This is a genomic window from Parafrankia elaeagni (assembly GCF_000374165.1).
Lineage (GTDB): Bacteria > Actinomycetota > Actinomycetes > Frankiales > Frankiaceae > Parafrankia > Parafrankia elaeagni.
In genome coordinates this window covers 39,277-54,769 of sequence record NZ_KB893738.1, presented here as the reverse complement: position 1 = coordinate 54,769, position 15,493 = coordinate 39,277, and the positions used below count along the sequence as shown (strand labels likewise).

General features: G+C 70.1%; 10 protein-coding genes and 1 pseudogene. 7 read left to right on the top strand and 4 right to left on the bottom strand.

The features are described from left to right. Window positions 1-266 precede the first annotated feature (266 nt). Window positions 267-2,036 (bottom strand): annotated as a pseudogene (locus B207_RS0120200) (glycoside hydrolase family 2 TIM barrel-domain containing protein); the annotation flags it as partial. A gap of 202 nt (window positions 2,037-2,238) precedes the next feature. On the opposite strand from B207_RS0120200, the gene B207_RS0120195 reads away from it, so the two are divergent. After that, the gene (locus B207_RS0120195) at window positions 2,239-3,240 is read left to right on the top strand and encodes a LacI family DNA-binding transcriptional regulator (protein ID WP_018638422.1); all 1,002 of its coding nucleotides are present in this window, start codon (window positions 2,239-2,241) and stop codon (window positions 3,238-3,240) included. A 423-nt stretch (window positions 3,241-3,663) separates the two neighbouring features. Beyond that, window positions 3,664-5,118 carry a DEAD/DEAH box helicase gene (locus tag B207_RS0120190; RefSeq protein ID WP_026311256.1) on the top strand — a complete coding sequence of 485 codons (1,455 nt, stop codon included), beginning with the start codon at window positions 3,664-3,666 and terminating at the stop codon, window positions 5,116-5,118. Window positions 5,119-5,344: 226 nt separating this feature from the next. On the opposite strand, the gene B207_RS41695 is transcribed toward B207_RS0120190, so the two are convergent. Then, on the bottom strand, window positions 5,345-5,602 hold the full coding sequence (locus B207_RS41695; protein WP_018638420.1) for a hypothetical protein: 258 nt from the start codon (window positions 5,600-5,602) through the stop codon (window positions 5,345-5,347). A gap of 1 nt (window position 5,603) precedes the next feature. Between B207_RS41695 and B207_RS34720 the strand changes: the two genes are divergently transcribed. Together B207_RS34720 and B207_RS0120175 are read left to right on the top strand one after the other, a co-directional pair. Next, a complete protein-coding gene (locus B207_RS34720; protein WP_230205129.1) occupies window positions 5,604-6,203 on the top strand; it encodes an SDR family NAD(P)-dependent oxidoreductase in 600 nt (199 codons plus the stop codon). 27 nt (window positions 6,204-6,230) lie between these two features. Beyond that, window positions 6,231-7,178 carry an IclR family transcriptional regulator gene (locus B207_RS0120175; protein ID WP_018638418.1) on the top strand — a complete coding sequence of 316 codons (948 nt, stop codon included), beginning with the start codon at window positions 6,231-6,233 and terminating at the stop codon, window positions 7,176-7,178. Between the two features lie 184 nt (window positions 7,179-7,362). Here B207_RS0120175 and B207_RS0120170 read toward each other — a convergent pair whose 3' ends face one another. Beyond that, complete coding sequence (locus B207_RS0120170) at window positions 7,363-8,427, bottom strand: LmeA family phospholipid-binding protein (protein ID WP_018638417.1); 1,065 nt, start codon at window positions 8,425-8,427, stop codon at window positions 7,363-7,365. 371 nt (window positions 8,428-8,798) lie between these two features. On the opposite strand from B207_RS0120170, the gene B207_RS0120165 reads away from it, so the two are divergent. The 3 genes from B207_RS0120165 to B207_RS0120155 all read left to right on the top strand — a co-directional run bounded on the left by B207_RS0120165 (window position 8,799) and on the right by B207_RS0120155 (window position 13,119). Next, a complete protein-coding gene (locus B207_RS0120165) occupies window positions 8,799-11,054 on the top strand; it encodes an MMPL family transporter (protein WP_018638416.1) in 2,256 nt (751 codons plus the stop codon). Window positions 11,055-11,152: 98 nt separating this feature from the next. After that, window positions 11,153-12,442 (top strand): sensor histidine kinase, encoded by a 1,290-nt coding sequence (locus tag B207_RS0120160; RefSeq protein WP_018638414.1) that lies wholly within the window; start codon window positions 11,153-11,155, stop codon window positions 12,440-12,442. Continuing rightward, a complete protein-coding gene (locus B207_RS0120155; RefSeq protein ID WP_018638413.1) occupies window positions 12,439-13,119 on the top strand; it encodes a response regulator in 681 nt (226 codons plus the stop codon). The genes B207_RS0120160 and B207_RS0120155 overlap by 4 nt, the downstream gene beginning before the upstream one ends. Here B207_RS0120155 and B207_RS0120150 read toward each other — a convergent pair. Next, entirely contained in the window at window positions 13,080-15,449 is a 2,370-nt protein-coding gene (locus tag B207_RS0120150; RefSeq protein ID WP_018638412.1) for an ATP-binding cassette domain-containing protein, read from the bottom strand. The genes B207_RS0120155 and B207_RS0120150 overlap by 40 nt on opposite strands. Window positions 15,450-15,493 lie beyond the last annotated feature (44 nt).

The window sequence follows — 15,493 nt, the reverse complement described above, 5'->3', positions numbered from 1 at the left end:
TCATCCGACTGGAAGGCCACTTCCGTCACTACGGCTGGCCACGTTTTCGGTAATTCGGCTGCCGGAGTTTCTCCGGTGAAGCTCTGCGTCGTTTCCTCGGAATTTGATCCGGGTGTGCGTGGCCTTGATTTGTGCGGCCCATCCCGGGCGAGCGTGGCGGGATCGCATCCAACTCGCTCCGCTCCGCGCAAGGCACCTTGAGGCGCCCCACAACGTGGCTACGGAACGTCACTGATCACAACCTGGTGCGATCTCTGCGCAGCCCTGGGGTAGGCCCCCTGGTGGCCAGGGGTGCCACTGGCCTGCGGCGTGGGATCGCTCTGGTACTCGACCCTGCCGATTCCTGGCTCGCCCAGATAGTCCCAGCCGGTCCAGGTGAAGTCTCCGATGACGTGGTCGTTGTCCCGTACGAGCCGCCAGGTGCGGTCGATGTTCGAGGGGTAGGTCTCGGTGCCGACGATCACCCGGTTGGGAAACAGTGTGCGGTCGAGCTCGTAGCGGGATTCGAGGTAGTTGTAGCCGGCGACATCCAGGTAGGCCATGGACTCCGCGGTGCGCGTCGTCACGAGCTCCGAGGTCATCAATGTCGGCATGAACTCCCGCAGGCGGGTCATGACGTCGTTGACGTCGCCGGCCTCGTCGCCGGCGGTGCCGCCGCCCGCGGTACCGCCGCCCGCGGTGCCGTCCTCGGCGGACTTCTCCCGGCCTGCGCTCATGGCCGAGAAGAGATCCGGCCCCGCGGCGAGCAGACCGTTCACGGCGTTGGTGACGAACCGGGTGTCGTCGAGTTCGCGGACCTTCTCGGCGAGCCGGCGACCGAGCACCGCGCCGGCGGCGGTGCCCACCTCCGGGATCTCGTTGCCGATCGAGAAGAAGACGACGCTGGGATGGTTGAGGTCCTTCATGACCAGCGCACGGATGTCCGCCTCCCACGATCCGGCGAAATCGCCGGAGTAGTCGTGCGCGGACTTCGCCCGGGTCCAGACATCGCTCAGCTCGTCCATCACGATCATGCCGAGCTCGTCGCAGGCCTCGAGAAGCCCTCGGCTGATCGGGTTGTGGGCGCTGCGGATCGCGTTGAAGCCGGCCTTCTTGAGGATCTCCACCCGCCGCCACTCGGCCCGATCGATGGTCGCCGCTCCAAGCACACCGTTGTCGTGGTGAATACAGGCGCCGCGCAACTTCACGCCCTCACCGTTGATCCGAAGACCTCGCCGTGCGTCGACGGTCAACGTGCGGATGCCGAAGCGCGTCGTCTGTTCGTCGAGTCGCTCGCCGCCGGCGGTGACGGAGGTTCGGCAGGTATAGAGATCGGGGTGCTCCACGCCCCACAGCCGGGGCTCGGGAACGACCAGCCGCTGGCGCAGCAGAGCGCTGTCACCGGGGAACACCGTGACCGGTGCGACGTCCGTGGCGACGACCTCGCCATCGGCACCCACGATGTCGTTGCGAACCTCGGTGGTCAGCGTCACCGCCGATTCGTTCTGGATCTCGGTCGCCACCGCCACGACCGCCGCATCGCTCTCGATGACAGGAGTGGTGATCCGCACGCCGTCGAGAGCCAGATGCAGCAGCCCGGCGACGATGATGCTCGTGCCGCGATAGATGCCACCGCCGGTGTACCACCGGCTGTCGTCCTGGCTGCGGGCCTCGACCCGTACCTCGTTGTCCGCCCCGTACCGCAGCAGATGATCGGCGCGAACCAGGAAGGTGGAATAGCCGCTGGCGCACTGCCCGGCGAGGTCACCGTTGATGTAGACCCGGCCATGGCGGTAGACGCCCTCGAACTCGAACGTTACCCGGCAGTCCTGGTAATCCTCCGGGACGAAGAAGGTCTTCCTGTACTCATAGCCGTCCGCCGGAAAGTAGCCCCGGTGACCTGCCTCCGGATCGGCGCCGCTCCGCTCGCGGCGGACCATCGCGTCATGCGGCAACCGCACCGCTTCCCAGCCCTCGTTCGCCCTGCCGAGCAGAGCCTGGAAGGCGTCGGGCTTCCGGCGGTACGACCAGCCGTCGTTGAACGATGTGCGGATCAATCGAGCTCTCCTGGTCAGGTGCCGAGCAGGCCGCTATCAGCGATGGCAGCCGACGGCAGGTAGGGCCCCGCGGCGGGCCCGCGGGCGATCTGATCCGTGGCTGACGCCACTAGCGGGGGCTAGTGATGTGCACGCAAGCTAGCATCGAGCACTAGCGCGCACAAGTCCGACTTGCTTCAGGCCAGCGGAGGAGGACAAGGCGGTGACCGTGTCGGAGCCGGCAGCCGGTCGGCGGGTGACCGCCGTCGACGTCGCCCGAGAAGCGGGGGTGTCGCGGGCGACCGTCGGGTTCGTCCTGAACAACACGCGAGGTCAGACCATCCCGAAGGACACCCGTGAACGGGTGCTGCGGGCCTCCGAACGCCTCGGTTACCGACCCAACAGCGCCGCCCGCACGTTGGCCAGCGGCCGCAGCCGGATCATCCTGCTGGTGCTGCCCGACTGGCCGATCGAGTTCCGGATGCGCAACTATCTCGACGAGGCTTCCCTCGCGCTCGACCGGGCCGGGTACTCCCTGGTCACCTACACTCGCCACGCCGACCAGACGGCCCGGCCGCTGTGGGAGTCCCTCAGCCCCGACCTGGTGGTCGGGACCATCCCGTTCAACCCGCCCGACGTCGAGTCCATGCTCGCCTGCGGTGTCAGGAAGATCTATCCGAGCCCCGGTCGTACCGAGCCCATCGATGCCTCCCTGGCGCTCAGCGCGGGCCCGCGGCTGCAGGTCGACCATCTCCACGAACGCGGCCACCGGAATCTGGTCTATGTCGCGGCGGTGGAGGCACACGCGTCCTCGATGATCTCTGCCCGGTTTCAGGCCGCGAGCGAGCGGGCCCGTTCGCTGGGCCTCGCGGCACTTGCTCTGGAGGAGATCAACTACCGCAGCGCCTCCACCGACGAGACCATTCGCCGGATGTTCGACGCCGGCATCACCGGAGTCGTCGCGTTCAACGACGACGTAGCTGCCGCCGTCGCCAGCGGCGCGGTCCGCGCAGGCCTCCGGATGCCCGACGATCTCGCGGTGATCGGCCACGACGACTCTCCGATCGCGGCGATGTTCGTACCCGCGCTAAGCACCATCCGCATCGACACGGTCGCTCTGGGGCGAAGGTTTGCCGACTTCGTCCTGCGCAGTGTCGAACAGCGGCCTGCGCCTACCTCGCGCACTGTCGTGGAACCCACTCTGGTCCAACGCGAGACCAGCTGAGCCAGGTAGCGAGATAGGCGGTCAGGCGCCCCCCGTCCCACTGCCGCAATCCGGGTTCCGGGGCCTGATCTGCCAGGAGGACGACACCCCCGACATCCGCGCCGCGCCGCGCCGCGCTGAGCGGGTCGGCGGCCGCCGCCCAGCAGGACTTTGTCGGGTGCGACGCACCCTCGGTGGGGCCCACCGCTGGCGCGGCCTCCACGACGGCCCGTTGCCCGCCGGCGACCTCACGGCACTTGTGGGTACCGACGCTGCGCGCGGACCGGCTATGCTGGCTTCATCAGCTCGTCGAGCTCCTGCCGCGAGTTGTCCGCGCGTCGTAGCACCCGCTTCTCAGGATCGGGCCTCCGCTCCGCGCGTAACCGGCCAAGATCCTCGGATCCCCGGTTGTCGGCGGGACACCCGCACAGATAGAGATTCTTCTTGTCTTCGTTCACCGATCTCGGCGTGCCCGCGCGCCTGACCGATGTTCTCACCCGTCTCGCCATCGAGACCCCCACCCCCATCCAGCAGGCGACGCTGCCGGACGCGCTCGCCGGACGTGACGTCCTCGGCCGCGGCCGCACGGGATCCGGCAAGACGCTCGCGTTCCTCCTGCCCGTGGTCGCGCGGCTGTCCGGCGGGCCCCGGGCCCGGGCCGGGGCTCCGCGCGCGCTGGTTCTGGCGCCCACCCGCGAGCTCGCCGCGCAGATCGACACGGCGCTGCGACCGTTGGCCGCCGCGGCCGGCCTCACCTCGTGCACCGTGTTCGGCGGCGTCGGCCACGAACCGCAGGCGGCCGCGATCCGGCGGGGCGTCGACATCGTCGTGGCCTGCCCCGGCCGGCTGGAGGATCTCCTCGCGCGGGGGCGCTGCTCGCTGGCCAAGGTGACGATTGTCGTGGTGGACGAGGCCGACCACATGGCCGACCTGGGGTTCCTGCCCGCGGTGCGGCGCCTGATCGGCCAGACCGCGGCCGGGGGGCAGCGCCTGCTGTTCTCCGCGACCCTGGACAAGGCCGTCGACACCCTGGTGCGCCAGTTCCTCACCAGGCCCGCGGTCCACGAGGCCGACTCCGCCCAGTCCCCGGTGGGCACGATGGCGCACCATCTGCTGCACGTCGAGCGGGACCACCGGCTTCCCGTGCTCGTCGACCTGTCCAGCGCCCCGGGCCGCGCCGTCGTGTTCACCCGCACGAAGCACGGCGCCAAGGCTCTGGCCCGCCAGCTCAACCGCGCCGGCGTGCGCGCGGTCGAGCTGCACGGCAACCTGAGCCAGGGCGCCCGTACCCGCAACCTCGACGACTTCCACACCGGCCGGGCCTCGGCGCTGGTCGCCACGGACATCGCCGCCCGCGGCATCCACGTCGACGATGTGGCACTCGTGATCCACGCCGACCCACCGGCCGACCACAAGGCATATCTGCACCGTTCCGGGCGCACCGCGCGCGCCGGCAACAGCGGCACCGTCATCACCCTGGCGACCACGGAGCAGATCCGTGAGGTCACGCAACTGGCCCGCGCCGCCGGTATCAGGCCGACGACCACCCGGGTCGCATCCGCCGATCATCCGATACTCGCCACGCTCGCTCCCGGCGCCCGGTCGCTCACCAGCCCCGTGGTCGCGGCACAGGCGGAGACCAGAACCACTCCAGCCCGGCGCCCGCCGGTCGGTGAAGACCGCGGCACCGCATCGACACCTCGAACGGGCAGACGACGCGGACGCCGCCCCGCCGGCAACCACAGCAGCCGCGCCGGGCGGTCCACGGCGTCTCGACCGCCCATGGTCGCGGCCCGTACCAGCTCACCCGAGCACGAGGCCGGCCCGTCACCCGCGGAGCGGTCCGGGTCGCGACCGCCCCACAGCGCAGCGATGTTCAGCGCACGCCGCGCCCGCTGACCAGACTCGGTCACCCCCACCACAACGTGAGCTCAGATCCGCTCTGGCGGCGTCACCGCCGGGGGACTTCTCACGGTCGGCGGCACCGCATAAGCACCAGGAACGGGATCAACGTCATGACCGAGCCCAGCACGCCCTCGCACGCCGCCGAACTCGCGGAGCGGACGCGACGCTTCGTCCGCGACGGCCTACCGCTCGTACTGCCCTGAGCAGTCGGTGGCCTGATTCACCCGGCGTCTACGCACCAGTAGAGCCAGCGCCGCCCCTGTCGCGGCGGCTCCGGCGCGGAGAATCCCAGGCCGTCGGAGACGCCGGGGATCGCCGGCATGAGGGCGAGCAGGAACATCACCGTGCCGACGGCGTGTGCCGCGCCTCCGACCAGGGACGTCGTCAGCAGCATGGTCCAGACCGGCCGTCGCCGCAGCAGGGGAAGTGGGATCAGGGGGTGGGGCACCCGGCTTTCGACGGCGGCGAAGCCGGCCACCGTGGACGTGTCGCGGCGCGAGCAGGTCCGTGCTCTCGTGCGGTCCGTGGTGGCGGAACACGGGCGCCTCGACGTGATGTGCAACAACGCCGGGATCATCGTCGAGGCCCCCGTGCTCGAGCTGTCCGAGGAACAGTTCGACCGGGTGCTGGCCGTCAACCTCAAGGGCCTGCTGTTCGGGTGCCAGGAGGCCGGCGCGGTGATGCGCGGCCAGCAGGCGGGCAGCATCATCAACATGGCGTCGGCCGCCGCCGACACAGCTCCCCCGGGCCTGGTGGCCTACTCGGTCTCGAAGGCGGGGGCCGTCCAGATAACCCGCACCCTGGCCAAGGAACTCGGCCCCGAAGGGGTACGGGTCAACGCCGTCGCCCCCGGGCTGGTCGAGACCACGATCACCCGCCGGCACTACACCAACCAGGACGGAACGATCAATGAGGACAACCGCGCCACGTTCCTGGCACGAGGCCGGGACGTGGCGCCCCTGCGACGCATCGGCACACCGGCGGACATCGGCTACGCGGCGCTCTATCTCGCCTCGGACGCGTCCCGATTCGTCACCGGTCAGGTCCTGCGGCCCAACGGGGGTACCTCCATGCCCTGACCACCAGCCCCACCGGACGCGGAACTGATGCCACGGCCCGCCCCGGGTGTCGAGCGGACGGTCGCGCTCATCACCTTCCTGAGCAGGCACCCGGGCCGGCCCTTCAGCCTCTCGGAGCTGGCCCGGCAACTGGACCTGAACAAGGCGACCGCCCACGCCATGCTGGCCGCCCTGACCGACTCCGGCTGGCTGCTGCGGGACACCGCGCACAAGACCTACCAGCTCGGTGCGGCCCTGGTGTCCATCGGTGACGCAGCCGCCGGAGCCGATCGCCACGCCCTCGAACTCGCGCGCCCGCACATGCTCCGCCTCAGCGACGAGCTCGGCGTCCAGGTCGTGGCGAGCACGGTGCTGGGCGACGACATCGTCGTGCTGGCCGTCGAGGGCCACGCGGCGGCACCGAACGACTTCGTGTCCAGGCCCGGCAGCCGGATCCCCCTGTCGCCCCCGCTCGGCACGGTCTTCGTCGCGTGGTCCGATGCCGGCGACGTCGAGCAGTGGCTCCGCCGGCTCAGCCCCCGCCTCGACGACCACCGGCTCGACGACCACCGGCTCGACGACCACCGGCTCGGCATCTACCGGGACGCCATCAAGGTGATCCGGCGCCGCGGATACACGGTCGCACTCAACGACGACTGGCGCCACGACCTGAGCCGAGCTCTCGGTGTCTTCGCCGACAGTTACGGCGACACCGAGGTGCGTACCGCGGTCGAACGCGTCATCCAGGCCATGAGTGACGAGAAGAAGTACCTCCTCGTCGATCTCGACGGCATCGAGGCACAGCAGTTCAGCCTGATCAGCGCGCCCGTCTTCGACAACACCGGCCGAGTGCGCCTCGCGATCAGTCTCACCGGCTTCGCCGCTCGTCTGCGCCCCCAGCAGATAGCTGCCTACGGACGGCGGCTCACCGAGGCCACGATGGCGATCACCCGGCGCATTGACGGCCACCCGCCCGACGAGGCCATGACCGCCTGACTGGTGCGGACATCGACTCAGTCGGTGTCCGGCGACGCGTACTCCTCCCGCCAGGGACCGGCCAGATGGCCGCCGTCGACCGTGCAGGCCGCGCGTGCTTCGAGGCGACATAACTCGTGAGGTTCCGGACACCGACGAGTCCGTCGATGGAGGACCAGACAGCTTGAGCCCACCCGCGCGCGGGTCAGGTTTCAGTGCTGTCGGACGGGGGACACTGCCGGGTCGCCGGGTCGGCCTCAGGAAGGTTGACGTCCTTGGCCGTCGCGGTCAGGGAGAGCCCGGAGGCGTCCGTGGTGGCCTCGACGACGGTGAGGTCGAACGGCAGGTCGCCGACGGGGATGGGGATCGAGGGGAGCAACCGGCCCACGCCGCCGGGCACGGGGACGTCGAGGTCGAGCGCCCCACGGAGCGAGACCTCGGAGGGGATCAGGGTTACCTCGTTGTCACGTACCTCGAAGGTGGTGACGCCGCCGATCTCCTGTGCACCGAGCAGTGGTATGTCGGCCCTTCCGGAGACCTCGACCTCCCTCCCACCGTCCACCGGGTTAATCTGGATCTTGCCGGGCTGGTCGGCCAGGAACGTGTTCACGTCGTCGTAGTCGAGACGAACCGTTGCCTCGACGTCATCGACCGGTATCTCACCGACACGGCCGGCGATGATCTTTTGGACTGGAAGGTGCAGCCCTTTGAGATGCGCCTCGACCGAGGAGATCCGGGGCCCCGGTGTCGAAATTCCCTGAATGGTGACACCGATGTGCTTGAATGTGCCGAACGCAATCTGAGTGAGGAACGGAAATCCACCGATACTGACATCGCTCACGGTCGCTGGAATGGCGTCGCAGGCGAGACTCTCGGTCAGGCTCGCTTCGATCTGCGGGGCCATCTGGCTCTCGGCGGCCAGGACCGCGAAGCGGTCGCCCGCCACGCTCACCATGAGCAGAACGACCGCGCCGATCACGAAGGTCCGCCGGCGGCGCCACCACCGGCGGCGTTTCGGGGCGATCGGCGTGGTCTCCGGCACGCGCTCCCGCGGGAAGCGGACCGGATGTCCCGGGCGGAAGGCGTCAGCGGGCGGTGGCGGACCGGTGGGGCCCTGCGGGGCCTGCGCTGGCGAGGGTCGCCGCCCGAGCAGGCCCCGCAGGTCGTCGCCGGTCGGCTGGTTGACGGCGGCGCCGGCTCCTGCCTCCGCGACGCCGCCGGGTGCGGCGCCCGCGATCTCGTGCCCGTCGCCGTCGAGTCTGGGGCTCACCGAACTTCCCTTCGTCTCGAGCCTCGCCGGGCTCTCCCAGCGGCCTTCGTCGGCGCGCGGGGGCGGGCAGGCACGGGTCCGCCCTCACCGGGCTGCGCCCGGTGAGGCACCGGCGCATGGCCGCCGACCGGCCATGAGCCACTGTGCGCTGGAGCGACCCGCTTCCGCGTCGGCCGGAGGCAGTCACTTTCGACTACTGCGAACTCAGTACATCCATCGCCGCCTACTGCCTCGAGCGCGGCTCCACGGGCCGGCTGCTCCTCGTGTACTGCGCTTTTCGTAGCCGGAAGTTCCCACCGGGGGACGACGACGAGACGCCTCGGATCCGCCAGTCTTCTCGGGTACCCGAAAAGATGTGGAGACCCACCACCGTGGCGAATTTTCTTTATCGTCTGGGCCGCCTTTCCTTCCAGCGGCGCCGATACGTTCTCCTGCTGTGGATCGCGGCACTGGCGGCCCTGAGCTTTGCCGCAGTCAAGGCTCCTGCCGCCCCCGAGGACACCTTTTCCATTCCCGGAACCGAGTCCCAGCGGGCGTTCGATCTCCTGGACGAACGTTTTCCCGGTTCCGGGGTGGACGGGGCGGTCGCCCGTCTCGTCTTCCGCGCGCCGGAGGGCCAGCAGCTCACCACGGAGCAGAACCGAGCCGTCGTCGAGAGAGTCGTCACCGAGGCCTCCGCGGGTCCACAGGTGGCCACCGCCACGGATCCGTTCCAGGCCGGCGCGGTGAGCGAGGACGCCGCGACCGCCTACGCGACTGTCGTCTACACGGAGGGAAGCACCGACCTCACCGCCGCCACCACGGAGAACCTGAAGCGGGCGGTCGCGCAGGGCGAGGCTGCCGGTCTGACCGTCGAGATCGGCGGGGACGCGCTGGCCACCCGGCCGGCGGCGGGTGGGGCCACCGAGGCGCTCGGGATCGCGGTCGCCGCGATCGTGCTGCTGGTCACCTTCGGATCGCTGGCCGCGGCCGGGCTGCCGCTGTTGACCGCGATTGTCGGCGTCGGCGTCGGGATGGCCTCGATCATGGCGCTGGCCAGCACCTTCGGCCTGTCCTCGACCACCGGCACGCTGGCGATGATGCTCGGCCTGGCCGTCGGGATCGACTACGCCGTGTTCGTCGTCTCCCGCTACCGGGAGGAACGGGCCCAGGGCCACGAGCCGGTCGAAGCCGTGGCCGTGGCCACCGGCGCCGCCGGTTCCTCGGTGGTGTTCGCCGGGCTCACCGTCGTGATCGCCCTGGGCGGCCTGGCCATCGTCCGGGTGCCGATGCTGACGAAGATGGGCCTGGCCGCCGCCGGTACCATCGTCATCGCCGTCCTCATCGCGCTCACCCTGGTGCCGGCGCTGCTCGGTTTCTGCCAGCGTGCCGTGCTCCCCCGCTCCGCCCGCAGGGGTCGACCGAAGGCCGAGCACCACGGCCCCAACGCGGGTACCCGGTGGGCGAGGCTGGTCCTGCGCCGCCCGCTGCCCATCCTCGTCCTGGCGGTTCTCGTTCTCGTGGTGATCGCGCTGCCGGTCCTGGACCTGCGCCTGGGCAGCAGCGGCGACGAGGCCAAGCCCACGTCCACGACCGAACGCCGCGCCTACGACGACCTCGCCCGGGGCTTCGGCGCCGGCTTCAACGGCCCCCTCAGCATCGTTGTCGACGCGGCGGCCGCCGACGACCCGCGGGCGGCGGTCACCACAACGATCCGGACACTCGCCGGCACCCCGGGGGTCGTCTCGGTGTCCACGGCCCGGTTCAACCCCGCGGGTGACACAGCGGTGATCACCGCTGTCCCCGCGGCGGGCCCGAGCGACGCGGCGACCAGGGATCTCGTTCACGCGATCCGGGCCGAACGCGCTTCCGTCGAGGCGGCCACCGGCGCGGTGTTCCAGGTCACCGGCAGCACCGCGGTCAACATCGACATGGCCCAGAAGGTCCAGGACGCGCTCCTGCCCTACCTCGCTGTCGTGGTGGGGCTGGCCTTCCTGCTCCTGCTGGTGCTTTTCCGCTCGGTCCTCGTGCCGCTCAAGGCTGCTCTCGGTTTCCTGCTCTCCGTGCTGGCCGCCCTCGGCGCGGTCGTCGCGGTCTTCCAGTGGGGCTGGCTGGCGGGCCTCATCGGCCTGGAGCAGACCGGGCCGATCATGAGCATGATGCCGATCTTCATGGTGGGCATCGTCTTCGGGCTCGCCATGGACTACGAGGTCTTCCTGGTCGCCCGCATGCGGGAGGCGCACGTCCACGGCGAGAGCGCCCGAAACGCGATCGTCTCCGGCTTCGGGCGCAGCGCCCGTGTCGTGGTCGCCGCGGCACTCATCATGATGGCGGTCTTCTCCGGCTTCATCGGCGCCGGCGAACCGATGATCAAGATGATCGGGTTCGGCCTGGCCGCAGCGGTCCTGCTCGACGCCTTCGTCGTCCGCATGACGATCGTTCCGGCCGTCCTCGCGTTGGCCGGTGAACGGGCCTGGTGGATCCCACGTTCCCTCGACAGGGTGCTGCCCTCCCTCGACGTCGAAGGCGAGGCGCTGGGCCGGCCGGCTTCGCTGGAACCCGCCGCGGAGGTCAGGGGCACCGCCTGGGCGGAGACCCCCTCCGCGCGGCCCACAGCCGAATCCCTGGAGCCGACATTCCGTCGATGAGCACAGTCCATCGACAGAGCGCACGGCGGCGCGCCTCTCGGCTGGCGGTGACCCCGTACGGTGAGCGGCACGGTCACGGCACCCGACAGGAACCCGCAATGACGATGTCCAGCTGGTGGCGACAGATCCAGAATCACCCGCGGCTACGCACCGTGGTGATCGCGGGTGCGGCCTTCGTGTCCTCCGGCCCCGCCAGCAGACTGACCCCACCTATCGGGGCCCACGGCGGGGGGTGGTGGCCCGCGGTCCTTCTCGCGGCCGTCGCCTGCACCGCCCTGCTCTGGCATGAACGCCGTCCCCGGACCACAGCCGCGGTGGCCGTGGTCTGCACCGTGGCGCTGACGGCGCTGGGCTATCTGCTCACGGTTCTGTCACTGGCCCCCCTGATGGCCGCGCTCTACTGGCTCGCCGCGCACACCGATCGCAGGACCACCCTGGCCTTCGTCCTGTCCGCCTGCGCCCTGGTGGTGGGAACGGCACTCATCGTGGACCCTCCCAGCTACCCCTGGCCGCTCAAGACCGTCGGCCCGGCCGCCTGGATACTGATGCCCGCCTCGCTCGGCGGCGCACGCCGGGTCAAACAGGACTACCTCGACGCCATCAGATCCCGCGCGGAGTACGCCGAGCGCACCCGCGAGGCCGAGGCCCGCCGCCGGGTGGCGGACGAACGCACGCGGATCGCCCGTGAACTGCACGACGTCGTCGCCCATCACCTCACTCTGGCCCACGCCCAGGCCGGCACCGCCGCGCACCTCGTCCAGACCCGACCTGACCAGGCGCAACAGATCCTCACCAGCCTCACTGCCACCACGTCCTCCGCCCTGCGCGACCTCAAGGCCACCGTCGGCCTCCTCCGGCAGGGCGACGACCCGGCCGCGCCGCTGGAACCCACCCCGTCGCTCACCCGGCTCCCCGAACTCGCCCGCACCTTCGCCTCCGCCGGGCTCACCGTCACCATCAACACCCGGGGCGAACGGCCCCCGATCTCCCCCAGCGTGGATCTCACGGCCTACCGGATCGCGCAGGAGGCGCTCACCAACGTCGCGAAGCACACCACCACCAGCAGCGCACAGGTTGACATCACCTATTCGCCCAGCAGCCTCACCATGATGATCATCAATGGTGACGACGGCGCCGATCGGGGCCGTCGCTCCGACGTCGCCGATCAGGCCGCTGCTGGAGGTGGCACGACCCACGGGGCCGACCAGCCTGCCGCGGCGGCATCCATCTCGTCCGCGAACAGCGGGTTCGGTCTGATCAGCATGCGCGAACGGGCGCTCTCCGTCGGCGGGCACCTCGAGGCCGGCAGTCATCCCGACGTCGGGTTCCACGTCACCGCGGTCCTGCCCCTCCATCCCGGGAACTCAACGACAGATCGGACCCGATGACCATCCGTGTGCTGCTCGCCGACGACCAGACTCTCCTGCGGGCGACCTTCAGGATCCTGATCGACTCGTGCGACGACATGACAGTGGTCGCCGAGGCCGCCGACGGGCACGAAGCCGTCGCCGCGACCCGCGAGCACCGACCGGACGTCGTGGTCATGGACATCCGCATGCCCGGCATGGACGGCCTCGCGGCCACCGCGGCCATCTGCGGTGACAGGGAACTCGCCACGGCCCGTGTCCTCATCCTCACCACCTTCGAGATCGACGAGTACGTCGCCCAGGCACTCCGCGTCGGGGCGAGTGGGTTCCTCGGCAAGGACGTCGAAGCCGACGGACTCCTCACCGCGATCCGCACCGTCGCGAGCGGCGAGGCACTTCTCTCGCCGACAGCCACCCGCGCGCTCATCACCCGGTTCCTCGCCACCCCCGAGCCCACGGCCGCCCCGACGACGACCCCCTCAGCCCTCGACACACTCACCATCCGTGAACGCGAGGTCATGGCGCTGGTCGCCGAAGGACTCTCGAACCAGGACATCGCGAGCAAACTCGTGATCAGTCCACTGACCGCCCGCACCCACGTCCACCGCGCCATGAACAAGCTCAATGCCCGCGACCGGGCGCAGCTCGTCGTCATCGCCTACCAGTCCGGCCTGCTACCCGCCCGCCCGCCCGACTGACTGTCGCCGCGACGCAACCTCACGGAGGTGAGCACGAGGGCGGCGGCGGCGAGAGCCAGACCGGTGGTCACGTCAAGGAGCCAGATTCCGGCGCTGTGCTCCCAGAGACCGTCCGCCGGATCGGTGCGCAACGCCTCGTCACCCAGTTTGGAGACCTCGTTCAGGTCGCCGGTGGACGCCAGCGCCGCGAAGCCCCACCGCGCCGGCACGAGCCAGGAGACCTGGGCCATCCCCCACCGGCCGGCGACCGACACGAGGCCGCCGGAGAGCACGAGCTGGGCCATCGTCACGAGAACCAGAACAGGCATCGTCTTGTCGGCGTTGTCGACGAGCGTCGAGACAAGCAGGCCGATCATCATCGAGGCCAATGCGGCGACAATTACCGCGACCAGGCATTCCGCCAGTGGAGAGCCCAACAGGGAGCCAGCCTCCGGAGCTCTCCCGGCCAGACCGATCAGCGTGAAGACAGCACACTGCAGAGCGGTGACACCGGTCAGAACTATGATTTTTGAACCGAGGTAGGCCGCCCGGGACAGGCCGATCGTCCTTTCCCGGTGGTAGATGTCCCGCTCCTTGACGATCTCGCGGACCGAGTTCGCCATGCCCATGAAACAGGCGCACAGCATCAGGACGACGAGCACCTTCATCGCGTCCGGATTGGGCCGGTCCGGCAGGGAGCCCAGCCCGTCCGGTGCCGGGATCACCCGCGGGATGATCCCCAGCAGGAACGGGAAGGCCAGGATGAGGCGAAGGTGGGAGCGGTCTGCCAGCACCACCTTCAGGTACCTGCGGGTAAGCGTCGCGAGCTGGGCGGCCACCGGCTGCTGGCGCACGCGCGGCAGCCCCGCGGGTGCGGCCGTCCGCACGACCGGAGCGACGACGGCCGAGGGCACGAAGTACTCCGAAGCCCGGAACCGCGCCGCCAGCTCGGCGCCGGATGTGCTTTCCAGCTCCCGGAACACCGCGGCGAAGTCGCGGAAGTCGTCCTTGCCGAAGAAGCGCAGCGCCCCTTCCGCCGGGCCGAAGTAGGCCACGTGCCCGCCCGGGGCGAGCACCAGGATGTAGTCGCACAGGTCCAGGAACAGCACACTGTGCGTCACCACGATGACCGTCCGGCCATCTTCGTCCGCCGAGCCGGCGCCGCCGCCCTCCGCCAGGTTCCTCAGCGTCTCCATCACCGACTGGTCGTTCGCCGGATCGAGACCCGACGTGGGCTCGTCCAGGAAGAGCAACGACGGTCGGGGGAGCAGCTCCAGCGCGACCGACGTCCGTTTTCGCTGCCCACCGGACAGCCTGCCGACCGGGGTGTTCGCATGCGCGGTCAGGCCGAGCTCGCCGATGACCTCCTCGACCCGCGACCGCCGTTCCTGTGCGGTGGTGTCCGCCGGAAACCGCAGCTCCGCCCCGTACCGGAGTGCTTCGCGTACGGTGAGCTGGGCATGCAGCGGGTCGGCCTGCGGGACGTACCCGATACGCCGACGCAGGTCGTCGTACTCGGCGTACAGATCCTGTCCCGCGTACTTCACGGTGCCGATGTCCGCCGGACGGAAGCCCGTGAGGGCCTGGAGGAGCGTCGACTTGCCCGCTCCGCTGGGACCGACCACCCCCAGCAGCGAGCGGCCCGGCAGCCGGAAGGTCACGTCGCGCAGGAGCTGCTTCGCGCCGGCGAACACGGAGAGATCCTGCGCCTCGAACGCCACGTCGCCGGAATCGACGTACTCGACCAGCGAGTCGCCCTTGAGCTGGTAGAGATGGTGACCGATGGCAATCACGTCACGCTGAGCAACCCACACCCTCTTCACGCGCTGCCCGTTGACGAAGGTCCCGTTCGCCGAGTCGAGATCGACGATCTCGATGCCGGCCGGGCCGACCGACAGTTCGGCGTGGTAGCGCGACGCAAGTAGGTCCGACACCCAGATGTCATTGCCGCGCGCACGGCCCAGGCGCATCGTCCCGGTCCGCACCGGGTGCAGCCGCTGGCAGGCATGCGCGGCGGCGGCGCCGGGCATCGTTACGACATCCGTCTCGGCCGGGCTGGGGGCGAGGACCAGCTCCGGGCCGTCGGCGGCACCGAGCCGGAAGCGAACCTCGGCGCGGCGCACGGTGGTGGTGTCCCCCAGCCGGTACCCGGCCTGCCACAGCCCGTTCGTGCTGACATCCCGCACATGCCAGCCGTCCGCCACCGGTTCGAGCACGAGATGACGCCGGGAGACCCGGACGTCCCTGATGACAATGTCCGTGTCGTACGCACGGCCGACCACGCACCTCGCGTCCCCCAGCAGCGTCGCGTGGCCCGCCGGGCTGGTCACGGTCAGCGTGGTCCGAACCATGGGTGTCCCCTCTGTGCTGTGCCGACGCACCCGCCGGCCGCCGG

Excerpts from the sequence above, each read along its gene's own strand:
- B207_RS0120155 (WP_018638413.1), top strand. The coding sequence starts at position 12,439 with ATGACCATCCGTGTGCTGCTCGCCGACGACCAGACTCTCCTGCGGGCG.
- B207_RS0120150 (WP_018638412.1), bottom strand. The coding sequence starts at position 15,449 with ATGGTTCGGACCACGCTGACCGTGACCAGCCCGGCGGGCCACGCGACG.
- B207_RS0120160 (WP_018638414.1), top strand. The coding sequence starts at position 11,153 with ATGACGATGTCCAGCTGGTGGCGACAGATCCAGAATCACCCGCGGCTA.
- B207_RS0120175 (WP_018638418.1), top strand. The coding sequence starts at position 6,231 with ATGCCACGGCCCGCCCCGGGTGTCGAGCGGACGGTCGCGCTCATCACC.